This is a genomic window from Nocardia brasiliensis NBRC 14402, from assembly GCF_000308475.2.
GTDB lineage: Bacteria > Actinomycetota > Actinomycetes > Mycobacteriales > Mycobacteriaceae > Nocardia > Nocardia brasiliensis.
Genome location: NZ_BAFT02000062.1, coordinates 1 through 23,270, shown reverse-complemented (window position 1 = coordinate 23,270; position 23,270 = coordinate 1). Strand labels below are relative to the sequence as shown.

Annotated in this window: 22 protein-coding genes; 13 read left to right on the top strand and 9 right to left on the bottom strand. The window is 68.9% G+C overall.

Annotated elements, in window-relative coordinates; all coding sequences use genetic code 11:
* Positions 1–209: 209 nt before the first annotated feature.
* Positions 210–1,145, bottom strand: a complete 936-nt coding sequence (locus TY25_RS20610) for an NADP-dependent oxidoreductase (protein WP_052383090.1) — start codon at positions 1,143–1,145, stop codon at positions 210–212.
* Between the two features lie 156 nt (positions 1,146–1,301).
* On the opposite strand from TY25_RS20610, the gene TY25_RS20605 reads away from it, so the two are divergent.
* The 8 genes from TY25_RS20605 to TY25_RS20570 all read left to right on the top strand — a co-directional run bounded on the left by TY25_RS20605 (position 1,302) and on the right by TY25_RS20570 (position 11,177).
* A complete protein-coding gene (locus tag TY25_RS20605) occupies positions 1,302–3,023 on the top strand; it encodes a Clp protease N-terminal domain-containing protein (protein ID WP_052383089.1) in 1,722 nt (573 codons plus the stop codon).
* A 212-nt stretch (positions 3,024–3,235) separates the two neighbouring features.
* Complete coding sequence (gene clpB, locus TY25_RS20600) at positions 3,236–5,791, top strand: ATP-dependent chaperone ClpB (protein WP_042258520.1); 2,556 nt, start codon at positions 3,236–3,238, stop codon at positions 5,789–5,791.
* Positions 5,792–5,913: 122 nt separating this feature from the next.
* A complete protein-coding gene (locus TY25_RS20595; RefSeq protein WP_042258519.1) occupies positions 5,914–6,711 on the top strand; it encodes a DUF5666 domain-containing protein in 798 nt (265 codons plus the stop codon).
* A gap of 77 nt (positions 6,712–6,788) precedes the next feature.
* Entirely contained in the window at positions 6,789–7,943 is a 1,155-nt protein-coding gene (locus TY25_RS20590; protein WP_226887136.1) for a TtfA family protein, read from the top strand.
* Positions 7,944–7,989: 46 nt separating this feature from the next.
* On the top strand, positions 7,990–8,802 hold the full coding sequence (locus tag TY25_RS20585) for an SDR family NAD(P)-dependent oxidoreductase (protein WP_042258515.1): 813 nt from the start codon (positions 7,990–7,992) through the stop codon (positions 8,800–8,802).
* A 2-nt stretch (positions 8,803–8,804) separates the two neighbouring features.
* Positions 8,805–9,386, top strand: a complete 582-nt coding sequence (gene pyrE / locus TY25_RS20580) for an orotate phosphoribosyltransferase (protein WP_042258514.1) — start codon at positions 8,805–8,807, stop codon at positions 9,384–9,386.
* 44 nt (positions 9,387–9,430) lie between these two features.
* Positions 9,431–10,489: a beta-ketoacyl-ACP synthase 3 gene (locus tag TY25_RS20575; RefSeq protein WP_014988834.1), complete on the top strand. Its 1,059-nt coding sequence runs from the start codon at positions 9,431–9,433 to the stop codon at positions 10,487–10,489.
* 4 nt (positions 10,490–10,493) lie between these two features.
* Positions 10,494–11,177, top strand: a complete 684-nt coding sequence (locus TY25_RS20570) for a lysoplasmalogenase family protein (protein WP_042258513.1) — start codon at positions 10,494–10,496, stop codon at positions 11,175–11,177.
* A gap of 10 nt (positions 11,178–11,187) precedes the next feature.
* Here the strand turns inward: TY25_RS20570 and TY25_RS20565 are convergent, their stop codons facing one another.
* The 3 genes from TY25_RS20565 to TY25_RS20555 all read right to left on the bottom strand — a co-directional run bounded on the left by TY25_RS20565 (position 11,188) and on the right by TY25_RS20555 (position 13,753).
* Positions 11,188–11,634: a DUF3592 domain-containing protein gene (locus TY25_RS20565; RefSeq protein ID WP_029901442.1), complete on the bottom strand. Its 447-nt coding sequence runs from the start codon at positions 11,632–11,634 to the stop codon at positions 11,188–11,190.
* A gap of 95 nt (positions 11,635–11,729) precedes the next feature.
* Positions 11,730–12,383 (bottom strand): LuxR C-terminal-related transcriptional regulator, encoded by a 654-nt coding sequence (locus TY25_RS20560; RefSeq protein WP_014988831.1) that lies wholly within the window; start codon positions 12,381–12,383, stop codon positions 11,730–11,732.
* Entirely contained in the window at positions 12,380–13,753 is a 1,374-nt protein-coding gene (locus TY25_RS20555) for a sensor histidine kinase (RefSeq protein WP_042258512.1), read from the bottom strand. The genes TY25_RS20560 and TY25_RS20555 overlap by 4 nt, the downstream gene beginning before the upstream one ends.
* Before the next feature lie 91 nt (positions 13,754–13,844).
* Here TY25_RS20555 and TY25_RS20550 point away from each other — a divergent pair, with 91 nt between their 5' ends.
* From TY25_RS20550 to TY25_RS20540, 3 genes are all read left to right on the top strand, one after another.
* Positions 13,845–14,183, top strand: coding sequence for a DUF4190 domain-containing protein (locus TY25_RS20550; protein WP_014988829.1), 339 nt, complete (start codon positions 13,845–13,847; stop codon positions 14,181–14,183).
* Between the two features lie 43 nt (positions 14,184–14,226).
* Positions 14,227–14,913 carry a TrmH family RNA methyltransferase gene (locus tag TY25_RS20545; protein WP_042258510.1) on the top strand — a complete coding sequence of 229 codons (687 nt, stop codon included), beginning with the start codon at positions 14,227–14,229 and terminating at the stop codon, positions 14,911–14,913.
* A gap of 237 nt (positions 14,914–15,150) precedes the next feature.
* A complete protein-coding gene (locus tag TY25_RS20540) occupies positions 15,151–16,239 on the top strand; it encodes a glycoside hydrolase family 76 protein (RefSeq protein WP_029901446.1) in 1,089 nt (362 codons plus the stop codon).
* A 34-nt stretch (positions 16,240–16,273) separates the two neighbouring features.
* On the opposite strand, the gene TY25_RS20535 is transcribed toward TY25_RS20540, so the two are convergent.
* Positions 16,274–16,924: a DedA family protein gene (locus TY25_RS20535; RefSeq protein ID WP_042258773.1), complete on the bottom strand. Its 651-nt coding sequence runs from the start codon at positions 16,922–16,924 to the stop codon at positions 16,274–16,276.
* Positions 16,925–16,976: 52 nt separating this feature from the next.
* Positions 16,977–17,636 carry a DedA family protein gene (locus TY25_RS20530; RefSeq protein ID WP_226887525.1) on the bottom strand — a complete coding sequence of 220 codons (660 nt, stop codon included), beginning with the start codon at positions 17,634–17,636 and terminating at the stop codon, positions 16,977–16,979.
* Between the two features lie 374 nt (positions 17,637–18,010).
* Here TY25_RS20530 and fbaA point away from each other — a divergent pair, with 374 nt between their 5' ends.
* Complete coding sequence (gene fbaA, locus TY25_RS20525) at positions 18,011–19,045, top strand: class II fructose-bisphosphate aldolase (protein WP_042258509.1); 1,035 nt, start codon at positions 18,011–18,013, stop codon at positions 19,043–19,045.
* Between the two features lie 34 nt (positions 19,046–19,079).
* Positions 19,080–20,198 (top strand): BTAD domain-containing putative transcriptional regulator, encoded by a 1,119-nt coding sequence (locus TY25_RS20520; RefSeq protein WP_042258506.1) that lies wholly within the window; start codon positions 19,080–19,082, stop codon positions 20,196–20,198.
* Positions 20,199–20,204: 6 nt separating this feature from the next.
* Here TY25_RS20520 and TY25_RS20515 read toward each other — a convergent pair whose 3' ends face one another.
* The 3 genes from TY25_RS20515 to TY25_RS20505 all read right to left on the bottom strand — a co-directional run bounded on the left by TY25_RS20515 (position 20,205) and on the right by TY25_RS20505 (position 22,894).
* Positions 20,205–20,507, bottom strand: coding sequence for an excalibur calcium-binding domain-containing protein (locus tag TY25_RS20515; protein WP_226887137.1), 303 nt, complete (start codon positions 20,505–20,507; stop codon positions 20,205–20,207).
* Between the two features lie 63 nt (positions 20,508–20,570).
* Complete coding sequence (locus TY25_RS20510) at positions 20,571–21,644, bottom strand: fused (3R)-hydroxyacyl-ACP dehydratase subunits HadA/HadB (RefSeq protein ID WP_042258502.1); 1,074 nt, start codon at positions 21,642–21,644, stop codon at positions 20,571–20,573.
* A gap of 239 nt (positions 21,645–21,883) precedes the next feature.
* Positions 21,884–22,894 carry an Rv0361 family membrane protein gene (locus TY25_RS20505; RefSeq protein ID WP_226887138.1) on the bottom strand — a complete coding sequence of 337 codons (1,011 nt, stop codon included), beginning with the start codon at positions 22,892–22,894 and terminating at the stop codon, positions 21,884–21,886.
* Positions 22,895–23,270 lie beyond the last annotated feature (376 nt).

The window sequence follows — 23,270 nt, the reverse complement described above, 5'->3', positions numbered from 1 at the left end:
CCCTCAGTTTCTGCCCGGGGACCTACCCGTAACCGGCTGTCCTCCGCGGACCAGTATCCCTGAATTCCCCGTGGTCGGGGCGGGTATGTCCCTGAAGCCCAGACCAAACGGTAACCGTCGGGCTAACGCCCGCTGTTACGACCTTGATGCGGAAATCACATCATGGCAGTCGCGGCTTGTCGGGAGCGCGCTGCCGCTGTCGAGGGTACTCAGATCGCGAGGACGGTTTTGCCGCGGGCACCCGCGGCGCCGAGCACGCTCACCCCGTCGGCGAGGGGAATGGTCGCGTCGATCGGCACCACCACGTCGCCTTCGGCGACCCGGTCCAGCAACCGCGCCAATTCCGCTGCGCCGCCGCTGGATTCGAGGTTGCCGCCGCGCAGTCCCTTGGCCCGCAGCGCGTTCTCGTCGGTGGACCAGATGGTGGAGTACACCGCGCCGCCGGGGCGCACGAGGCCGAGCAGGTCGGCCAGCGCCGCGGGCGGGCTCACCAGGTCGTAGAGCACGTCGATGCCGTCGGGGTGCGCGGCGGCGACCTGCGCGCCGATCGAACCCGCGGCATAGTCGACGGTCTCGGCCGCGCCGAGCCGGGTCATCTGATCCGCGGCCGCGGCGCGGGCGGTGGCGACGACCTGTGCCCCTGCCATGTTCGCCAGCTGGACCAGGAAGGAGCCCACCCCACCGGTGGCGCCGACGATCAACACGGTCTGGCCGGGCTCGATCCCGGTGGCGTCCACCAGGTCCTGTGCGGTGACGCCCGCGGTCGGCACCGCCGCGGCCGTCGCGGTCGGCACGCCGTCGGGAATGCGCACCAGGATGCCGCTCTCGGGAACCACCGCGAACTCGGCGAAGCTGCCGTGCCCGGCCGGCGGCGTCAGGAACTTGCCGACCACCCGGTCACCGACGGCGAAGCGGCTGACGCCGGGCCCGACGGTGGCGACGGTGCCCGCGCCGTCGAGGCCGAGGATCATCGGAAAATCGTGGGGCATCTTGCCGTCCAGGATGCCGTCGGCCATTTTCGCGTCGAACGGGTTGACCCCCGCCGCCTCGATCTGCACCCGGATGGTCCCCGGTCCCGGCTCGGGAACCGGCATGTCGACCAACTCGGGTGTCGCTCCGAACTTCTGTACCACGATCGCGCGCATGCATTCGCTCCCTCGGTCGGGTGAAGAGTGATGCATCAACTAACGGCCAGGCTCATCGTATGCATCCATACCCCGTGGACACTGTGATTCATCGCATTGACGGGTGTCGCGGCGTTCCGGTTCGGGCCTGCCCCGTCGTCGGCTAGTAGTGGAGCGGTGGACACGTTCAATCCGACCAGCAAGACCGAGGCTGCCCTGACCACCGCGTTGCAGTCGGCGTTCGCCGCGGGCAATCCGGAGATCGCGCCCGCGCACCTGTTGATCTCGATGCTCGATCAAGCCGACGGCGCGGTCGCCGCGCTACTGCAGGCCGTCGGCGCCGACCCGGGCGTCGTGCGCCGTGGCGCGCAGGATCTCGCGGACCAGCTGCCGACTACCGCCGACCCGAGTGTCGTCCCGCAGCTCGGTCGTGACGCGCTCGCGGTGTGTACCGCGGCGCGGCGGACCGCGACCGAATCCGGGGCGGGCCACGTCTCTACTGAGCACGTCATGCTCGGTCTGGTGGCGGGCGACACGGCGGAGGCGGGCCTGCTCGCGGCACACGGTGTCACCGCCGAGACGCTGCACGGCGTGCTGCCCGCGGAACCCGGCGGCGCGACCGCCGACGCGGATCCGGCGAACAGCCGCTGGGCGCTGCGCAAATACACCACCGATCTCACCGAGCTGGCCCGGGGCGGCGAGCTCGACCCGGTCGTCGGGCGATCTGCCGAAATCCGTCGGCTGGCACTGCTTTCGAGCCTGCGCAGCAGAAACGCCGCGGTGCTCGTCGGCGCCGACGGTGTCGGCAAGACGTCGGTCATCGCGGGTCTCGCACAGCGAATCGTGGCCGGTGAGGCACCGGACCTGTGGCGCGACAACGTCATTGTCCTGCTCGATCTGACCGCGATGGTGGCCGGGGCCAGCGGCTTCGGGGAGTTCGAGCAGCGGCTGACCGCGGTGCTGGACGGCATCGAGGGCCGGGCCGCGCGCGCTGTCGTCGTGATCGATGAACTGGCCACGCTCGCGACCGTGGCCGACGCCCTCGCGACGACCGCCACCATCGTGCTCGCGCCCGTGCTCGCGCGCCGGGCGCTACGCCTCGTCGGTACGGCCACGCCCGAGACGTACGCCCGGCTCATCGCGCGCGACAGCGCGCTGACCCGGGTCTTGCAACCGGTCGAGGTGCGGGAGCCGGACCACGCCGACGCCGTCGCCATGCTGCGCGGCGTCCGGGCGCGCTACGAGGCGCACCATCAAGTGCGGATCACCGACCACGCCGTACGGGCCGCCGTGCTGCTCGCCGGCCGCCATCTGCCCGGGTCGTTGCCGGACAAGGCGATTCACCTGATCGACGCGGCTGCCGCGCAGCTGCGCATGGCGGCACTCGATCGGCCGGTCGACGTCGACGAGCTCCAGGACGCGATCCGCCGCCTCGAAACCGAACAGGCGGCGCTGAAGCAGGAGCCGGCGGAGCAGGTCGCCGAGCGTTCGAGCCTGCTGCGGTCGGAGCTCGCGACCGCTCGCGCCCGGCTTGCCCAACTGCTGAACGAATGGCGGGACCGGCAGCGGGCCGTCGATCAGATCATGGACCTGCAAGACGACCTGACGCGGAGCACCGCGGGATGGCTGGAGAAGGACCGCATGGTCGACCGTGACCTCGCGCAGCAATTGGCCGACGCGCGGGCCGAATACGAGCGCGCCGAACGTACCGGCGATTTCGGCCTGGCGTCCGAGCTGCGCTACAGCACGATTCCGCACCTGGAGCAGCGAGTAGTCGAACGAGCGGAATCCGCCGGAGCGCCCCAGGCGGTGTCCGTCGGACAGGTCGAAGACTGGCATATCGCCGCCTTGGTGTCGGAGTGGGCCGGCGTCCCGCTCGACCGGTTGAACCCGAGCTGACCATTCGGCGTCGACCCGGCGCGGGCGGCGGGATTCGTCCTGTTCGGCCGCGGCGCGGCGTACCGTTTCAGCGCACGGGAAAACAACTGAACTTGAGCGGAACAGACTCAACCTTTCCGACGTTGGACGTTAGGAACGGCACGGAGCCGTGCGAAGGGTTTCGTGCGGATCAGGCTCCGGAGCCGCCACATCGACTAGCAGGAAGGTGACTTGTGGACTCGTTCAATCCCACCACCAAGACCCAGGCGGCCCTGACCGCCGCGCTGCAGGCGGCCTCCGCTGCGGGCAACCCGGAGATTCGTCCGGCCCATTTGCTGGTGGCGTTGCTGGATCAGACCGACGGCATCGCCGCCCCGCTGCTGAAGGCCGTCGGCGTCGACCCGGCGTCGGTCCGGCGCGAGGCCCAGGACATCGTGGAACGGCTGCCCAAGGCGACCGGCGCCACCACCACACCGCAACTCGGCCGCGAGGCGCTGGCCGCGATCACCGCCGCCCAGCACCTGGCCACCGAGCTGGGCGACGAGTACGTCTCCACCGAGCACGTCATGGTCGGCCTGGCCAAGGGCGATTCCGACGTGACGATGCTGCTCGCGAAATACGGCGCGAACGCCGACGCGCTGCGCGAGGCGTTCACCACCGTGCGCGGCAGCGCGCGGGTGACCAGCCCGGAACCCGAGGGCAGCTACCAGGCCCTGGAGAAGTACTCCACCGACCTCACCGCGGCCGCGCAGGAGGGCAAGCTCGACCCGGTGATCGGGCGAGACGCCGAAATCCGCCGCGTGGTACAGGTTTTGAGCCGTCGAACCAAGAACAACCCGGTGCTCATCGGCGAGCCGGGCGTCGGCAAGACCGCCATCGTCGAGGGTCTTGCGCAGCGCATCGTCGCCGGTGACGTGCCGGAGTCGTTGCGCGGCAAGTCCGTCGTCTCACTGGATCTCGGCGCGATGGTGGCCGGCGCGAAGTATCGCGGCGAGTTCGAGGAACGGCTCAAGGCCGTGCTCGAGGACATCAAGAACAGTGCGGGACAGATCATCACGTTCATCGACGAGCTGCACACCATCGTCGGCGCCGGCGCGACCGGCGAGTCCGCGATGGACGCGGGCAACATGATCAAGCCGATGCTGGCCCGCGGTGAACTGCGCCTGGTCGGCGCGACCACGCTGGAGGAGTACCGCAAGCACATCGAGAAGGACGCGGCCCTGGAGCGCCGCTTCCAGCAGGTGCTGGTCGGGGAGCCGTCGGTGGAGGACACCATCGGCATCCTGCGCGGCCTCAAGGAGCGTTACGAGAACCACCACGGCGTGCGGATCACCGACTCCGCCCTGGTCGCCGCGGCCAGCCTCAGCGACCGCTACATCACCTCGCGCTTCCTGCCGGACAAGGCGATCGACCTGGTCGACGAGTCCGCGTCCCGGCTGAAGATGGAAATCGATTCCCGCCCAGTGGAAATCGATCAGATCGAACGCGCGGTGCGCCGGCTCGAGATCGAGGAACTCGCGTTGACCAAGGAGACCGACGAGGCCTCCAAGCAGCGCCTGGAGAAGCTGCGTTCCGAATTGGCCGACGCCCGTGAGGAACTCAACCAGCTGACCACCCGCTGGCAGAACGAGAAGAAGGCGATCGATCAGGTCCAGGTGCTGAAGAAGGAACTGGAGGTGTTGCGCGGCGAGGAGGAGCGCGCTGACCGCGAGGGCGACCTGGAGAAGGTGTCCAAGCTGCGCTACAAGGACATTCCGGAGCTGGAATCGCAACTGGCCGAAGCCGAACGCACGTCGAAGACCGCGGGCGACGGCGACGTGATGCTGAAAGAGGAAGTGGGCCCGGACGATATCGCCGAGGTGGTCGCCGCCTGGACCGGTATCCCGGTGGGCCGGCTGCTCGAAGGCGAGACGCAGAAACTGCTGCGGATGGAGCAGGAGCTGGGCAGGCGCGTGGTCGGCCAGACCGAGGCGGTGCAGGCGGTGTCGGACGCGGTGCGCCGGGCGCGCGCCGGGGTCGCGGACCCGAACCGGCCGACCGGCTCGTTCATGTTCGTCGGACCGACCGGCGTCGGTAAGACGGAGCTGGCGAAAGCGTTGGCGGACTTCCTGTTCGACGACGAACGCGCCATGGTCCGGATCGACATGAGCGAGTACAGCGAGAAGCACGCGGTGGCTCGGCTGGTCGGCGCTCCGCCCGGATACGTCGGTTACGACCAGGGCGGCCAGCTGACCGAGGCGGTGCGGCGCCGGCCGTACACGGTGGTGCTGTTCGACGAGATCGAGAAGGCGCACCCGGATGTGTTCGACATCCTGCTCGCCGTGCTCGACGAGGGACGGCTCACCGACGGCCAGGGCCGCACGGTGGACTTCCGCAACACCATCCTGATCCTGACCTCGAACCTCGGTGCGGGCGGCGAACGCGAGTTCGTGATGAACGCGGTGCGCTCGGCGTTCAAGCCGGAGTTCCTCAACCGCCTCGACGACGTGGTGATGTTCCACGCGCTCGACGAGGAGCAGCTGGAGCACATCGTCGACATCCAGCTCGATCAGCTGCAGAAGCGGCTCGCGCAGCGCAGGCTGAAGCTGGACGTGAGCGACTCGGCCCGGTTCTGGCTGGCCGTGCGCGGTTACGACCCGGTCTACGGGGCCCGGCCGCTGCGCAGGCTGGTGCAGCAGGCGATCGGCGACACGCTCGCCAAGGAACTGCTCTCGGGTGAGGTCACCGACGGCGACACCGTGCAGGTGACCGTCTCGCCGGACGGCGACGGGCTCATCGTCGGCAAGTAAGGCACGACGGCGCCCTCGGTCCGGTCGGGCCGAGGGCGCCGTGACGCTGTTATCCGGACGCAGTCCGAATTCCTGTCGCGCATGACCCCGGCGCGGGCCCGGTAACGCCTAACCTGGAGTCCATGACCAACCCGAACGATCCGTGGGGACAGCGGCCGGAGGATGCGCCGACCGAGCACCTGGCGGGCAAGTCCGGGTTCGAGCAGCCGCTGCACACCACGGAGTATTCCGAGGCGTACGGGTCCGGCGCGCCCTCGGCGTATCCGGCGACCGAGCAGTTCGAGCCGTGGTCACCGCCCCCGCCGAACGCGACCCGCGAATTCCCGCCCGCCGACAACCAGTGGGGTGGCTACGAGAGCACCTACGGAAACCAGTGGGCCGCCGCGCCGGTGGACGCGCCGCCGGGCGGTCCGGTCCCGCCTGGTCTCGGCATGCCGCCGGAGCCGCCGAAGCGCAACACCGGTTTGTGGATCGCGCTGGGTCTTGCGGTCGTGCTGCTGGTCGGTGTCGCCGGCGTGGTCGCGGGCGTGGTGCTGAGCGGCAAGGACTCCGATTCGTCCACGGCCGCGAACACGTCGGCCCTGCCGACCGCCAACCGGACGCCGGTGCCGCCGCGCACCGGTCAGCCCAACCCGACCGTGCTGCCGAGCCTGCCCGGGCTGCCCGGCATCGATGCGCTCGGCACCACCATGGGCACGATCACCGCCAACGACGGCGGCACCCTCACGGTCAGCACGCTGACCAACGCCACGGTCACCGTGCACACCGATGCGAACACCCAGGTGATCTCGGTGTCCGGCACCAAGGTCTCCGACCTGCCCAAAGGCGATATCGTCCTGATCCAGGGCGACAAGGGCGCCGACGGGACGATCCACGCCAAGGTCATCATCAGCACGTCGCTTCCCGGAGGCCCGAGATGAACCGGCTCGCTTTCACACGGCTCGGCGCGCGGCCGAGAACAGACCGCGTCCGGCCGCTTCCATTAGGCTAGACGGCGATGACGGCAATGTGGTTCGGCTTGGCGGCGATCGCACTCGTGGGTGCGATCGTGCTGCTGTATTTCGATCGGATCCAGCGGCAGCGGACCGGTCACGCGCGGCAGGTCTGGGCGAAATCCCAGGGCTACACGTATGTGTCGGTGGAGCCGGCGCTCCCCTCGACCTGGCGGCGCGGTGCGCTGGCCAAACTGGGCTACCTGTCCGCGGTGGACGTGGTGTCCGGCATTCGCAAGGGCGAGAAGTTCGTGCTCTTCGATCTGGAGGACGCCGCGACGCTGATCGCGGTGCGGCGCCAGATCGGTTCGGACATCGACGTGGACATGCGGCTCAAGACGGCCTCGCCGCCCAAGGACGCCGACCTCGAACTGCTCGGCGCGATCGGCGACCGGGTGGTCTTCGCGACCAACCCGGAAATCGCCAGGCACGCAGTCGATCAGCGGATGGTCGCGTTCATCGAGACGCTGCCCGACACCGTGCAGATGCTGTGGAGCGAAGGCAACTGGACGCTGGGCATGTTGTCGGTGGGCACCTCCTCGCGCGAATGGGAGACCTCGATCGACGCGGTGCTGCGCCTGTCCGGCCTGCTGCACGTGCTGCCGCCGGTCAGCGAGCCGCGCTTCGACAGCGGTGATCACGATCCCGGTCGGCCGCGGCCGCGCGGCCGCGGCCGCGACGAGGAACTCGACGACGACGAACTGGACGGCCCCGTGGGCGCCGGCCGCGTACAGCCGCCGCGGCTGCGCAAGGACGAGGACTACGACGAGCCGCCTTTCGTCGAACAGGATTACGACGGGGACTTCGACGAGCGCGCCCCGCTGTCCACCCCGAACGAGCCGGAACCGCCGCGCCGCCCCTCACTCGCCGTCGTGCCGGACGCGCGCACCCGGGTCCGGGAAGAGCCGCGGGTCCGCGAAGAGCCGCGGGTGCGAGAAGAACCGCGCGTGCGCGAGGAGCCCGAGGCCGCCGACGACTGGTCGCCCGCACCGCGCGATACCTGGTCGCCCGCGCCGCGCGACGAGCACGCGGACAACGACTGGGCCGACGAGCAACCCGACCGCCGCCAGGCCCCGCGCGAGGACGATCGTGCGGCCGAACCGCCGGGTGGGCCGTTCCACCCCGGGTTCCGTCCGTATCAGGGACCTGTGCCGCAGTGACCGGCCGTGTCGGCAGGGTGACCGCCGTCCGACCGACCGAGCGCCGATGACCGAACACCCCGTGCCGCCGCGCCTACCCGGCGCGAGCAGGCCCGTGGCGTTGATCACCGGACCGACCTCGGGTATCGGGCACGGCTACGCGATGCGCCTGGCCTCGCTCGGCTACGACCTGGTGCTCGTCGCCCGGGACGAACAGCGCCTGGTGACCCTCGCCAACGCGCTGCAGCATCGGTTCGGCACCCGGTGCGAGGTGCTCGTCGCCGATCTGACCAGTCCGGCGGCCCGGGAGCGGGTCGCGGCCAGGTTGCGGGCCGGCGTCGAATTCCTGGTCAACAACGCCGGATTCGCGCATGCCGAACCCTTCTGGGCGCTCCCGCCCGCGCAACTGCAGGCCGAAGTGGACGTCAACATCACCGCGGTGGTGCAATTCACCCGGGCCGCGTTGCCCGCGATGATCGCGGCGGCGAACGGCTCGGTGATCAATCTGGCCAGTGTGGCCGGGGTGATCCCCGGACGTGGATCGACGTATTCGGCGGCCAAGGCCTACGTCGTATCCTTCACGGAAGGGTTGGCAGGTGGACTGGCCGGAACGGGTGTCCGGGTCCAGGCCCTGTGCCCGGGATTCGTGCGCACCGAATTCCACGAGCGAGCCGGCATCGATAAGTCGTCGCTGCCGAAAGCCTGGTGGCTCAGCGTCGATCAGGTGGTTGCCGGTTCCCTGCGTGATCTGGAGAAAGGCCGGGTACTGAGTGTGCCCGGCATGCAGTACAAAGCGCTCACCACCGTCGCCGGAATGATCCCGCGAAACCTGGCGGCCCGACTGAATCGCGGCTTGTTCAACGCACGCGGAAGGACTTAGGAATGATCGACGAGGCAACCACCAACGAGTCGGCGCTGGGCACCACCGCCGGTTCCGACCGAGATAGATTGGCCGCGCTGGTGCGCGAGCTGGCCGTGGTGCACGGCAGGGTCACCCTGTCGTCGGGCAAGGAGGCCGACTATTACGTCGACCTGCGCCGGGCGACGCTGCACCATGATGCGGGACCGCTGATCGGCAAGCTGCTACGCGAACTGGTCAACGACTGGGACTTCGACGCCGTCGGCGGTCTGACCATGGGCGCCGACCCCGTCGCGTTCGCGGTCATGCACGCGCCGGGGCGGCCGATCGATGCGTTCGTGGTGCGCAAGGCCGCCAAGGCGCACGGCATGCAGCGCCAGATCGAGGGCCCCGACATCGTCGGCAAGCGGGTGCTGGTCGTCGAGGACACCACGACCACCGGAAACTCCCCGCTCACGGCCGTGCGCGCGCTGCGCGAGGCGGGCGCCACGGTGGTCGGCGTCGCCACCGTCGTGGACCGGGAAACCGGGGCTGATCAGGTGATCGCCGCCGAGGGCCTGGAGTACCGCTCCATCCTCGGATTGAAGGATCTGGCGCTGAGCTAGCCTGGACAGCGGTCTAGTTCTGCAAAGGTGAAGGGTCATCTTCAGTGGTGAGCATTGCAATCAACAAGAATCGCGACAACGTTGCGATGCTCGGTATCGGCGCCTATCGGCCGGAGCGCATCGTCAGCAACGCCGACGTGTGCGAGGTGCTGGACTCCAACCCTGAGTGGATCTACGACCGCACCGGCATTCGCAACCGCCGCTGGATCAGCGGTGACGAGACGCTGCGGTCGATCGCGGCCGCGGCGGGCGAACGCGCGCTGGTCAACAGCGGGATCGACCGCTCGAAGATCGGTGCGCTGATTCTCGCGACGTCGAGCTGGCTCATGCTCACCCCGCACGGTGCCCCGTCCATCGCGCACGACCTGGGGATCAACGGCATCCCGGCGTTCGACCTGACCTCCGGCTGCGGCGGTTTCGGCTATGGACTCGGCGTCGCGGCCGATCTGATCCGGGCGGGCTCGGCCGACTACGTGCTGCTGATCGGCGCCGAGACCATGACGGTCGGGCTCGACCCCACCGACCGCGGCACCGCGATGATCTTCGGCGACGGCGCGGGCGCGGTGGTGATCGGGCCGAGCGAGGAGAACGGCATCTCGCCGACTGTGTGGGGCAGCGACGGCGAGAACGCCGCTGCGATCGCCCAGGACGTGAACTTCCTCGACTACATGGAGAAGGCCCAGGCCATGCAGGGCACCGATCCGGCGGTCGAGCCGATCGGCCGGATGTCGCTGCGGATGGAGGGCCCGCGCGTATTCCGTTGGGCCGCCGTCACTTTGCCGCGTGCGCTGTCCACCGCGCTGGAGGTGTCCGGGGTGGCCAAGGAGGACATCGAGGTGTTCATCCCGCACCAGGCCAACGCGCGGATCAACGAGTTGATGAAGAAGAACCTGGGCCTGGCCGACGATATCCCGATGGCCAACGACATCGAGAACACCGGTAACACCTCGGCCGCGTCCATCCCGCTGGCCATGGAGGAGATGCTGGTCACCGGCAAGGCGAAGGGCGGTCAGCTGGCGCTGCTGCTGGGGTTCGGCGCCGGATTGAGCTACGCGGGACAGGTCGTCACCCTGCCGCCGAAGCCGGTCGAGCCGAGCTTCTGAGCCGATGCGAAAATTCCGGGCCGGGTTCCTGGCGGCCGCCGCGGTCACCGTCTACGGCGCGGTGACCGGCCGTGAGCGGGCGCAGTGGCTCGCGAAGCCGCTGCTGATGCCGCTGCTGGCGGCCGACGTCGCCACCAGCGACGCGGCGCTCGACAAGACCGATCGCACCGTCCTGCTCGGATCGCTCGGCGCCGCGACGCTGGGCGACATCCTGCTCATCGACCCGGACGACGACCGGCGCCTGATCGCCGGGGCGTCGTCGTTCGCGGTGATGCAGGCCGGGTACACCGCGCTGTGGTTGCGCAAGGGCGCCCGGCCGCGGGCCGCCATCGCCGGACCGCGGTTGGCGGCCTGGCTCGGCGCTGCCGCGTTGTTGCGGGCCAAGGCGCCCGCCGTGGCGCTGCCGCTCACCGCCTACGGCGCGACGCTGGGCGCCGCGGGCGTGCTCGCCTCCGATCCAGCCCTGGCCCGGGACGCGAAAAACGTTGCGGGCGTGAATATTCCCAATGTCGATCCGCGCAGCAGGCTGGCGCTCGGCGCGCTGCTGTTCACCGTCTCCGACGGACTCATCGTGGCGCGCAAGCTGTTCGCGCGCGGCGAGCGCAGTCGCCGGGTCACCGAGGGCGTCATCCTGACCACCTATGCCGCCGCCCAGTTCCTGCTCGCCGATCCGGACGCGCACGCCTGAACCCACCGGCTCACAGCACGACGATGATCCGGTCCCGGTTGGCCGGGTCGACCCGGATCGAAATGGTCTCGCCGACCGCGAGTTTCGGCTTGTCCGCCGGGGTGACATCGAAAACTATGGTGCCCCGGTAGGTTTCGGAACCGGGCACGGTGAGTTCCAGGTCCAGCTCGGTGAGTTCGCTGTGATGGTCGGTGGGCCGCAACGGATGCACGCCGTGCACGGTCGCCCACCCTTCCAGTCCGTGCCGCCAGAGTCGCCGATCCGCCTTGGACGGCCGGGCCGCCAGCATCATCCCGATGCCGAGGCAGGTGCCGAAAAGCCCGACCAGCGCGACGATCTGGTACGGCAGCGTACCCGGCGGCGTGTGGTGGACCAGCCACCCGAGCCACAGGCCGAGCAGCATGAGGTAGCCGGCGGTGACTCCGAGCACCGTGCGCAGGATCCGCCCGTGGTCCATACCAGCCTCCACCCCGACTGTCCGGCTTCCAGGATAGGCCCGCAGTGGCGCTGACATGCGCGGATCGGGCTCGATAGGGCGGCGGCGGTAGGGGTTCAGCCCTTCAGGCGAAGTACCGCGAGCACGCGGCGGTGGTGGGTGTCCGAGGGCGGCAGATCGAGTTTGGTGAAGATGTTGCCGATGTGCTTTTCCACCGCACGTTCGGTGACGGTGAGGCTGGTCGCGATGGCGTTGTTGGACAGGCCCTGCGCCATCAGTTCGAGCACCTCGCGTTCGCGCGGCGTCAGGCGGGTCAGCGAGTCCTGCTGTTTCGAGGCGCCCATCAGTTGGCTCACCACCTCTGGGTCGAGTGCGGTGCCGCCGGTGGCGACGCGGTGCAGGGCGTCGACGAAATCGCGGACATCGGCGACCCGGTCCTTGAGCAGATAGCCGACCCCGCTCGCGCCGCCGGCCAGCAGCTCGGTGGCGTAGCGGGTTTCGACCCACTGGGAGAAGACGAGCACCCCGGTCATCGGATATTTGCGGCGCAGCTCGATGGCGGCGAGCAGGCCCTCGTCGGTGAAGCTGGGCGGCATCCGCACGTCCACCACGGCGACGTCGGGATTGTGCGTGCCGACCACATCGCTCAATGTCGTCGCGTCGCCGACCATCGCGACCACCTGGTGGCCGCGTTCGGTCAGCAGTCCGGCGAGTCCGTCGCGCAGGATCGCGCTGTCCTCGGCGATCACGATGCGCAGTGACTCGGTCATCGTGAGCCTTCCTTCGGTAGCAGGATGGTGATCACGGTCGGGCCGCCGGTGGGGCTCTGCACGGTCAGCGACCCGTCGACCGTGCGCGCCCGCGCGGCCAGCCCGGAAAGCCCACTGCCCGCGGCGAGTTGGCCTTCGGCCGGTTGCAGGACGCCGCCGATGCCGTTGTCCCGCACCGTGATCGCGATGGTGTGCGCGTCGCTCGGCAGCACCGACACCCAGGCGCGGGTCGCGCCGGCATGCCGGACCACGTTGGTGAGCAGCTCCGCGACGGAGAAGTAGGCGATCGCCTCGACCGCCGGGCTGGGTCGCTCGGGCAGGTGCACCCGCAGTTCGGTCGGCACCGAGCAGCGCGCGGTCAGCGTTTCCAGTGCCGCTCCGAGGCCGAGTTCCAGTGCGGGCGGATGGATTCCGCGCACCAGCTCGCGCAGCTCGGTCAGCGCCTCCTTGGACGAGGCGTGCGCGTCGGCGATCAGATCCCGCGGATCGCCGCCGGCCTCGAGCCGGTCTTCGGCGCGGCCGAGCGCCATGGCGATGGTGACCAGCCGCGCCTGAGTGCCGTCGTGCAGGTCGCGCTCCAGCCGGCGCAGGGTGGCGGTGGAATCGTCGACCGCGGCCTGCCTGCCCTGCTGCAGTTCGGTGATCCGCCGATCGCGGGCGGTCGCGCTCAGCAGGGCCATGGCCAGCAGCCGGTGCAGCCAGCAGAGCGCGCGCAGCAGCCAGGGCAGCGCGAAGCAGCCCAGGACGCCGAGGGCGGCGAAGCCGAGCACCCGCGGCCAGGTGTCGATGTAGAAATCGCCGAACTGGGCGAACGAATGATGTTCCACGCCATCGGCATCGACGTTGATCGGATCGATGAGCACCCACAGGATCGGCGAGACCGCGACGAACACCGTCATCGCGACCACGATGAGCGCGAGGTAGCCGACCACGACGCCGAGCACCGCCTGCGCGATGAGGAACAGCGTGGCGCGCCAACTGGCCAGATCGGTGAATGCGCTCTTGAGGAAGCCCACGAGGCCAGGCGTCGGCGCGAACGTCGTCGGCGGCGTCAGTGGCGTCGCGAGCAGGTCCTTGACCAGCGCCCGGTAGATCCGGCCCCAGAAGCGGCCGCCGAGCAGGACCAGCGCGAGGATGGGCAGGCCGATGACGGTGAAGGAGATCAGCAACCCGCCGCCCCACCCCGCGTACAGGTAGACCACGGCGATGCAGCCGAGCACGAACGCGGTGAAGACGTAGACGAGTTCTTTCCAGAATCGCGCCTGGAACGGCGCAAGCAGGACGGCACGAAGCGCCTGCTCGGCCGTCGACCGGGTTTTACCGGTCATCGGGTCGAGCACCAGTGTGGGTTCGGCGTGTGTCTCGGTCATGGCTCCATGGTTGTCGGCGCGGCGTCGCGATTCGATGGAGCTGTCCGCCGGATGAGTGGTGTAGCCAGCTACACCCACTACCATCCTGCTGATGAGCTACCCGCCGCAGCAGCCGCCATACGGCTATCCAGCCTACGGGGCCTACGGACCGCCACCGGATCACCCGCAGGCCACCACGATCCTGATCCTCGGCATTCTCGGTCTGGTCTTCTGCCAGATCCTCGGCCCGGTGGCCTGGGTGATGGGCAAGCGGGCGCTGAACGAGATCGATGCCTCCGGCGGCGCGATGGGCGGCCGGTCCAACGTCATGGTCGGTTACGTCTGCGGCATCATCTCCTCGGTGCTGATCATTCTCGGCATCCTGTTCGTCGTGCTGTTCGTGGTGCTGGGCCTGCTCGGCGTCTGGGCGGGGTCGAGCACCAGCTACTGAGCCGGGCGTTTCGCGGTGCGCGCCCGGAATTAGCATCGGCGGAGTGAATCACGCAGTGCCGGACGCGGCCGAGCAGGACCCACCCGGGCCCACCGAATGGGGCGAGCACCCGCACGGTGTCGGGCCGTGGTCCGACGAGCACGCCGAGCCGCCGCCGGAGGATCCCCGGCTCGACGCCGAGTTGCTGGTGGCGGGCGATCGCCGCAACGTGGTCGACGCCTACCGCTATTGGTCACGGGAGGCGATCGTCGCCGATATCGACCGGCGCAGGCATCCGTTCCACGTGGCGATCGAGAACTTCGGGCACGACGCGAACATCGGCACGGTGGTGCGCACGGCCAACGCCTTCGCGGCCGCGGCAGTGCACATCGTCGGGCGCAAACGCTGGAATCGACGCGGTGCCATGGTCACCGACCGTTACCAGCACATCGAGCACCACGAGTCGGTGGCCGAACTGCTGGTGTACGCGGCCCGCGCCGGGCTGACCGTGGTGGCCGTGGACAACGTCCCCGGCTCGATCCCGTTGGAGACGGCCGAGCTGCCCCGGGACTGCCTGCTGCTGTTCGGTCAGGAGGGCCCCGGCGTGACGGCCGACGCGAAAGCGGCCGCGGCCATGACCGTTTCGATTGCCCAGTTCGGCTCGACGCGCAGCATCAACGCGGGCGTGGCCGCGGGTATCGCCATGCACGCGTGGATCCGGCGGCATGCCGATCTCGCCGACGCGTGGTGAGTCGCGACTTATAGCCCAGACCTGAGAATTCGGCGCGGATTTCGCGCGCTGTGTCATTCGAGCATCGTCTTTGTAACAAATCGGGCGCGTAAAAGCGTTCCAAACTGGCACCATTGACGCATGACCACGCGGAAGGCCGAGGACCCGCAGCACGCGACAGCACGGTCGCTGGGTGAGCGCGCGCGGGCGAACCGGGATGCGGTCGCGACCGCCGCGGTCTGGTCCGAGCGCGCCGATATGGCCGAATCCGCGATCATCTCCCGGCATCTGCGCGCGCTGTGGGCATTACCCGGCACGCAATTGGGCGTGGTCGGCTGGCCGGCGACCAAGCGCGAGCGCGCGTTCGGGTCTTGGCACTACTGGTGGCAGGCGCATCTGATCGACTGCGCGGTGGACGCCGCGAACCGCACGCCGACCCCGGTGCGCCGCAAGCGGATTGCCGCGATCGCGCGCTCGCACCGGATCCGCAATCTCACCGGTTGGACCAACCGGTACTACGACGACATGGCCTGGCTGGCCATCGCCTTGGAGCGCGCGGAACGGATCGCGGGCGTCACCGAGGCGCGCAGCGGGCTGCTCGCCCTGGAGAAGCCGCTGTACGAGGGCTGGAATCCGGAGGTCGGCGGTGGCCTGCCGTGGCGGATCGGCTCGGATTATTACAACGCGCCCGCCAACGGCCCGGCCGCGATCGCGCTGCTGCGGCTCGGGCGGCAGCTGCGCGCCCAGGAGATGGCCGACTGGTTGGACGAGACGCTGCGCGATCCGGAATCCGGGCTGATCCTCGACGGCATCCATCTGCCCGCCGGCGAGATCGAACGTCCGGTGTTCACCTACTGCCAGGGCGTGGTGCTCGGCGTGGAAACCGAACTCGCGGTGCACACCGGCGAGGCGCGCCATATCGAGCGCGTGCACCGGCTGCTCGGCGCGGTCGAGGAGCACATGACGACCCGCGGCGTGATCAACGGCGGCGGTGGCGGCGACGGCGGCCTGTTCAACGGCATCTTGGCCCGCTATCTCGCGCTGGTCGCGCTGATGCTGCCCGGGGAGGACGAGGCGCGGGCGGCCGACCGGCGGGCCGCGGCGGCGATCGTACGGGCCTCCGCGACGGCGGCGTGGGCGAACCGGCTCCAGGTCGAGGGCGAGCCGCTGTTCGGCCACGATTGGAGCCGACCGGCGACCCTGCCCGGTGGTACCGCCGGGGCCGGTCACTTCACCCCGGGCGGTTCGGTCACCGCGTCCCGGGTGCCCGAACGCGATCTGTCCGTGCAGCTTTCGGGCTGGATGTTGATGGAGGCCGCCTACCAGGTCAGCGCGGCCGGCCTGTAGACCGGCCGCCGCTGTTCGTGGCGGCCGAGTGCGGTCAGCTCTCGGCTTCGACGACCCGGATCGGCACGGTCTCGAAGTCGAAATCCTCGGCGGGCTTGGCCATTTCCTGCCGGTAGTGCCGAATCCCGAGCGCGGTGCCCACGATCAGGCCGAGCACCAGCGTGCCGATCACGATCGGCATCAACCACGGCACCCGATCGAGGAAACTACCCGCGTAGTAGCCGATCAGCAGCAATACCGGCGCCCAGATGATCGCGCCGATCGTGCTCGCGATGGTGAACTTGCGATGGTCCATCCCGGCCGCGCCCGCGACCGTCGGGCACAGCGTGCGCACCCACGGAATCCAGCGGGCGACGAGCACCGCGACGAAGCCGTGCCGCTGCAGCAGTTCGGTGACCCGCTGCAGATTCCTGGTGTTGATGTAGCGCCCGTTCTTGCGGGCCACCAGGTGATGGCCGGTGCGCTGGCCGATGACGTAACCGACCTGATTGCCCGCGATGGCCGCGAGCATCGTGCCGACCGACAGCGCCCACACCTGGGTCTCACCGGAGGCGTGCGAGGCCATCACCACGCCGGCCGTGATCAACATGGAGTCGCCGGGCAGGAACAGCCCGAGAATCACCGCGCACTCGAGGAAGACGAAGGTCAGTACCACCGTCCAGACGAGCGCTGGGCCCGCTGACATCAGCGGATCGAAATTGCCCACTGCTAGGGGCGAGGACGCCGCGAACACGCGCTCAGCGGGTCGGCTCGCTCGTCGAAACGGTCAGCTCGGCTTCGGGGGCGGCCACCGGCGCCCCGCCGCCACGATTGAGCAGCCGCTTCGCCACCGCGAAGATGCCGGGCAGGATCGAGACGAACACGATGAGCAGGAAGATGGCCTCGACGTGGTCGCGGATGAAGGCGATGTTGCCGAGGAAGTAGCCGCACACCGTCACGCCGCCGCCCCACAGGATCGCGCCGACGATGTCGAAGGCGACGAACTTGCGGTAGTCCATCTTGGACACCCCGGCCAGCACCGGCATGAACGTGCGCACGATCGGCACGAACCGGGCCAGGATGATGGTCTTGGGGCCGTGCTTCTCGAAGAACTCGTGCGTCTCGGTGACGTAGTGCTTCTTGAAGAACCGGGTGTCCTCCTTGTGGAACAGCGCGGGCCCGATGCCGCGGCCGATCCAGTACCCGGACTGGTCGCCGGCGAAGGCGACGAGGGTCACCAGCGGCAGCAGCCACCAGATCGAGACCGGCGGATTCGACTGCGCGGCCAGCAGGCCGCCGGTGAACAGCAGCGAATCGCCGGGCAGGATCGGGAAGAGCAGGCCGGTCTCGATGAAGACGATCGCCAGAATGGCGGGAAGCACCGCGTTCTTCAGCCACGTCTCCGTGAGCAGGTGCATCGGGTCGAGCAACTGGGTCAATGCGATGTTGCTCGTCACCGATTCTGTCGCTGCCAGCAGAATCACGCGGTCTCCTGTTCTGGGTACGGCCGGCCTGATCGCTCACCCTCGCATCGGGAGCCGCCAGCGCAATTACCGGCACCACAGTACCGGGTTCGGCTGAGAATGCCCGTGCTGTGCGCGAAACTACCGGCTGGTCACCTGATGGTTCCGCGGCGACCACGGCACGGCCACCTGTGGGTTCGGCGGCGGTGCGCGGTGGCGGTGGCCCGCGGGATGTTCGTCTGCCTCCCTGGATACCAGGCGAAACCCCGCTGTCCTAGGGTGGTGGCTGACAAAATAGGTCTTTGCCGCAACAACACGGAGGTCTTACTGTGCCCATCGCGACTCCGGAGGTCTACGCCGAGATGCTCGGTCGGGCCAAAGCGCACTCCTTCGCCTTCCCGGCCATCAACTGCACGTCGTCGGAGACGATCAACGCGGCCATCAAGGGCTTCGCCGACGCGGGCAGCGACGGCATCATCCAGTTCTCCACCGGCGGTGCGGAATTCGGCTCCGGCCAGGGTGTGAAGGACATGGTGACCGGTGCGGTCGCGCTGGCCGAGTTCGCGCACGTGGTGGCCGCGAAGTACGACATCACCATCGCGCTGCACACCGACCACTGCCCGAAGGACAAGCTGGACGGCTTCGTCCGGCCGCTCATCGCGATCTCCCAGGAGCGGGTGAAGAACGGGCAGCATCCGCTGTTCCAGTCGCACATGTGGGACGGCTCCGCGATCCCGATCGACGAGAACCTGGAAATCGCCAAGGAGCTGCTCAAGGCCTGTGCCCAGGCCAACATCATCCTCGAGGTCGAGATCGGCGTCGTCGGCGGTGAAGAGGACGGCGTCGAGGCCGAGATCAACGACAAGCTCTACACCTCGCCCGAGGACTTCGAGAAGACCATCGACGCGCTCGGCGCGGGCGAGAACGGCAAGTACCTGCTCGCCGCCACCTTCGGCAACGTGCACGGCGTGTACAAGCCGGGCAACGTGGTGCTCAAGCCCGAGGTGCTGGCCGAGGGCCAGCGGGTCGCCGCGGCCAAGCTCGCGCTCGGCAAGGACGCGCAGCCGTTCGATTTCGTCTTCCACGGCGGCTCCGGCTCGCTGAAGTCCGAGATCGAGGATTCGCTGCGCTACGGCGTGGTGAAGATGAACGTCGACACCGACACCCAGTACGCGTTCACCCGTCCGGTCACCGGCCATATGTTCAGCAACTACGACGGTGTGCTGAAGATCGACGGCGAGGTCGGCAACAAGAAGGTGTACGACCCGCGCAGCTACCTGAAGAAGGCGGAAACCTCGATGGCAGCGCGTGTCACCGAGGCATGCAATGATCTGAAGTCCGCGGGAAGGTCGATCAGCGCCTGACCCGATCATCAACCCACCGGGGGCTCGACAGCTCATGTGTCTGGATGTGCGCGTGCTCGGGCCCGTCCGGTTGCTCGTCGGCGGTGAGCCGGTGGCGGTCGGCGGGCCCAAGCCGCGGGCGTTGCTCGCCGCGCTCACTGTGAATCGACGGCGCGCGGTCTCTTCGGCCGCGCTGGCCGACATGGTGTGGAACGAGGATCCACCCGATTCGTACGCGGCGAGCCTGCAGGTATTCGTCTCGAATATTCGTAAAGCCCTGCGTAATTCGGGTGTGGACCCGGCGCAGGTGCTGCGCACGGAATCCTCTGGCTATCGGCTCGAAGTGGCCGAGACCGCGTGCGATCTCGGCCGTTTCGAGACGGCACGGGAGGCGGGCAGCCGCGCGGCCGCGCTCGGCGATCACGCCGGTGCCGCGCAGCTGTTCGGCGCCGCACAGCGCGAGTGGAGCGGCCGCGCGCTGGCCGATCTCACCGGGCTGCAATTCGCCGACGGCTTCGCCACCGCGATGGAGGAGGAGCGCTTGGCGGTCGCCTCCGCGCGGATCGACGCCGAAATCGCGCTCGGGCGTGCGTCATCGGTGATCGGCGAGCTGGTCGCGATGACCACCGAGCATCCGCTGCGCGAGCCGCTGTGGGGTCAGCTGATCACCGCGCTGTACCTGTCCGGCCGGCAGGCCGACGCGCTCGACGCGTGCCGCCGGGTGCGGACCGTGCTCGCCGACGAACTCGGCATAGATCCCGGCCCCGCGCTGACCGAGCTGGAACAGCGGGTGCTGCGGCAGGAGCCGCTGAGCACGGTCGAACTGCGCCAGGCCGAGCGGATGGCGGCGGCGATGACCGAGACGGTCACCGAGGCGCCGCGCGCGGTGCGCAACGGGCAGTTGCGACTGCCCGACGGCCGGGTGGTCTCGATTGCCCAGGGCGGCTTGCGGATCGGCCGGATGACCGACAACGATCTGGTCCTCGACGACCCGAAGGCCAGCAGGTACCACGCGCACATCATGCCGAGCCGGGCCGGGCTGCTGATCAAGGATCTGCATTCGGCCAACGGCGTCTACGTCAACGACGATCCGATCGAGAACGGCGCGCTGCTGGCCGACGGCGATCAGATCCGGATCGGCGCGACCATGCTGACTTTCCAAGCCGCGCAATAGCACCGGCTACTCGTTGCAGGCGATGCCGTCGTTGTCCTGATCGAGGTAGGCGTTGTAGCCGCGTTCCCCGCGGTACAGCGGGCCCGCGCCTTCGGCCCGCACCTGGTCGCAGTTGGTGTAGATCCGGCGCTTCTTCTTGTCCTTGCCGTCTTCCGGATCGTCCTTGGGCAGCGAATCCGGGCGGGCGGCACTGGCGATGGTGGGCGAGGTCGCGGCGGCGGCGGTCGGCGGCACCAGCGTGAGTGCACCGACCATCAGACACGCGGCGCCGAGCGCGGGAACCACGCGGCGTACTACTGAATTTCTCACGCCTCCATCCTGCGCCGAAATCGCGCAGTTGTGGGGTGCGAATTTTTCAGACCGCGCGGGCGCTCAACTGAAACGGACCTCGGCGATCGCGCGCCCGAACAGCTTTCGCTCCTCCGAGGTGCCGCCGAGCACGATCGTCGCGGTGCGGGTGCGCGGGTCGAGTGCTTTGATCCGGCCGGTGAACTCGACCGTGCTCGCCGCGTTCGGGGCGACCGGGACGAAGCCGGCGAACCGCACGCTGAATTTCTCGATGGCCGTGGGGTCGCCGAGCCAGGCGGTCAGGTAGCCGCTCGCCAAACCCATCGTCAGCATGCCGTGCGCGACCACCGTGGGCAGGCCCACCAGCTCGGCGGCGTGATCGCTGAAATGGATGGGGTTGGCGTCGCCGGACACGCCCGCGTAGTTGGCCAGGTCGCCGCGGGTCAGCCGGAAGATCCCCGGCGCGAGCTGATCGCCGACCGAGAGCCGGTCGAAATCGGGCAGCGTGTGCACCGGCGCGGGCACCCGATCGGGCGCGGGGCCGGGCAGCGTGCCCGTGCCGAGCGGGATCAGCGCCGAGCCGTCGGCCGCTGCGCTTCCCGCGCTGGGGAATTCGACGACCTGGCCATGCATCATGATGTTGTCCACCACGTCGGCCACGCTGGGATCCACGTCGACGCCGCGGCGGGCCACGATCGTGGTGGAGCCGATCAGGGCCAGCTCGCCGTGCTGGTTGAGCAGGGCCGAACGCACCACGACGAAATCGTTGTCGCCGAACTGGCGGATGGATTCGATCAGGATTTCGCTGCTCAGCCGGTCGCCCGCCTGGATCGGCCGATAGGCCTGGAAAACCTGATCGGTTTGCAGGATCTGGGACAGATCGTATTCGGTGAGCACCGATTCGAGCAGGGAACGGGTGCCGGCCGAACCGATCACCGAAGCGAAAGTCGGTGGCGCGATGATGTTCTCGTGTCCCAGCCGCAGTGCATCGGATTCCTGCTGATGCGCGCCGTGGTGGTTCTGCACGGCCCGCGCGAATTCGCGGATCTTTTCCCGGCCGACCTCGTAGTGGTCGCGTACCCGGAACCGTTGTCCGGCCAGTGTTGCCGTCTGCTGCGTGCCATCGGTTTCTAGCGAAAGCGTTTGTTCCCTGACCATGATGCGGCCACGCTACTAATGAACCGGACCCTTGACCAGCTGTGTGTGAGCAGCGCTACCGTCGATCGATATGGAATTGCTATCGAGTTTGCCGGTTCTTCATTTGCGCCGCGGGTCCGAGGTGTGCGTCACATCCGGACAGTAATTCGATATCGCTATAAAATATTTCGGCGTCTCGATTGCTCCTGTGAGGAACAACCGAGACGCCGAACCGAGTCGAAGACGATTCCGGGTCACCGCTACTGCGGGCTCGTCGGCGGATCGCAGACCTTCCAGCCGCCGTCGGTGTCCTGCAGATCGAAGGTGCGAGCCGAGCGCTTGGCCGGATCCGCCTCCGTATAGACGGTCGCCTGGGCGATCGCGGTCTTGTCGGTGATCCGGATGGCGTCGATGCCGTCGATCACCGGGATATTGCGCCGATCCATCGACAACTGATGCACGCCGGCGAACTGATCGGCGGGAATGCCCTGGTAAAAGTCGTGCAGTGGGCCACACGTGGTGTTGCGCAATGCGTTCAGATCACCCTTTTTCAGCGCCTGCGTGTAATCGGTGATCGCGGCGCGCACCTTCTCCTCGGGCGAATTGCCGCCCGAACCCGTGATCAACACCACGGCCACGCCGATCAGCACGACCACCAGCACGGCGGCACCCGCCACCGCCAGCAGCCAGCGCTTCGAGCGGCCCGCCCCCGGGGCGGACTCCGAGGCGGCTGGAGCCTGCCCGGCGGGCGTGATCCGCTGCGGTTGCGCGATCGGCCGCGGTTGCGGAGGGCGCGGACCGGCCAGCGATTGCGCGGGCAGCGTCGGCTGGATATCCGCCGGCGACGGGGCCGAACCCGGACGCTGCTGCGGGGGACGCGCGTCCTCGACCGGAGCCGAACCCGGACGCTGTTGTGGGGGAGCGGGACGAGCATCCTCGACTGGGGCTGGACCGCTCTGCGGCGGCGCTGAAGGTCCTTGCAGGCCCGGCTGTTTCGGCCCGCCCGCCGGCCGCGGCGTGCTCGGCGGTTTGGTGATCGGCACGCGCCCGGGGCCCGGCGCCACCCGATCGGTGCCCGCCTGCTTCGGTGCGTCAGGTCGCTGCACCGGCAGCGCGACAGTCTTCGCGTCGTCCGCCTTGATCACCGGCATCGCCACCGTCACGTCCTCGGACGCAGGCGGATTCTGCCCCCCGTCCTTCGCCGACGCCGTCTGCATCCTGACGGTCTCGTCCTCCGCGCCCGCGTCCGCAACCGGCGCAGCCTGCTGCACCCGCATCACCGTCGTCGGCGCATCATCCGAGACCGGAGGTTGCTGAGGAACACCCCCTGCCGCTGGAGCACCTTGCGCCGGAACGACTTTCGCCGCACCCTGCCCCACTGGAGCACCTTGCGCCGGAGCGGCTCCACCCTGAGTCCCGGGATTTCCTTGCGCCGGAGCGGTTTGCGCCCCACCCTGCGCCGCCGGAGTACCTTGCGTCGAAGCAGCCTGCGCCCCACCCTGTGTCGCCGAAGTGCCTTGCGCCGGAGCGGCGCTGATCCCACCCTGCGCCGCCGGAGTGTCTTGTGTCGAAGCGGCTCCACCCTGAGTACCGGGTGTCACTTGCGTCGGATCAGGCTTTGCGCCGCCGTGCCCCGTCGTAGCACCT

Excerpts from the sequence above, each read along its gene's own strand:
- TY25_RS20610 (WP_052383090.1), bottom strand. The coding sequence starts at position 1,145 with ATGCGCGCGATCGTGGTACAGAAGTTCGGAGCGACACCCGAGTTGGTC.
- TY25_RS20555 (WP_042258512.1), bottom strand. The coding sequence starts at position 13,753 with ATGACCGAGACACACGCCGAACCCACACTGGTGCTCGACCCGATGACC.
- TY25_RS20530 (WP_226887525.1), bottom strand. The coding sequence starts at position 17,636 with ATGCACCTGCTCACGGAGACGTGGCTGAAGAACGCGGTGCTTCCCGCC.
- TY25_RS20510 (WP_042258502.1), bottom strand. The coding sequence starts at position 21,644 with ATGGTCAGGGAACAAACGCTTTCGCTAGAAACCGATGGCACGCAGCAG.
- TY25_RS20565 (WP_029901442.1), bottom strand. The coding sequence starts at position 11,634 with ATGGACCACGGGCGGATCCTGCGCACGGTGCTCGGAGTCACCGCCGGC.
- TY25_RS20520 (WP_042258506.1), top strand. The coding sequence starts at position 19,080 with ATGTGTCTGGATGTGCGCGTGCTCGGGCCCGTCCGGTTGCTCGTCGGC.
- TY25_RS20540 (WP_029901446.1), top strand. The coding sequence starts at position 15,151 with ATGGCCGAATCCGCGATCATCTCCCGGCATCTGCGCGCGCTGTGGGCA.
- TY25_RS20585 (WP_042258515.1), top strand. The coding sequence starts at position 7,990 with ATGACCGAACACCCCGTGCCGCCGCGCCTACCCGGCGCGAGCAGGCCC.
- pyrE (WP_042258514.1), top strand. The coding sequence starts at position 8,805 with ATGATCGACGAGGCAACCACCAACGAGTCGGCGCTGGGCACCACCGCC.
- TY25_RS20535 (WP_042258773.1), bottom strand. The coding sequence starts at position 16,924 with ATGTCAGCGGGCCCAGCGCTCGTCTGGACGGTGGTACTGACCTTCGTC.
- TY25_RS20550 (WP_014988829.1), top strand. The coding sequence starts at position 13,845 with ATGAGCTACCCGCCGCAGCAGCCGCCATACGGCTATCCAGCCTACGGG.
- TY25_RS20570 (WP_042258513.1), top strand. The coding sequence starts at position 10,494 with ATGCGAAAATTCCGGGCCGGGTTCCTGGCGGCCGCCGCGGTCACCGTC.
- TY25_RS20595 (WP_042258519.1), top strand. The coding sequence starts at position 5,914 with ATGACCAACCCGAACGATCCGTGGGGACAGCGGCCGGAGGATGCGCCG.
- TY25_RS20560 (WP_014988831.1), bottom strand. The coding sequence starts at position 12,383 with ATGACCGAGTCACTGCGCATCGTGATCGCCGAGGACAGCGCGATCCTG.
- TY25_RS20590 (WP_226887136.1), top strand. The coding sequence starts at position 6,789 with ATGACGGCAATGTGGTTCGGCTTGGCGGCGATCGCACTCGTGGGTGCG.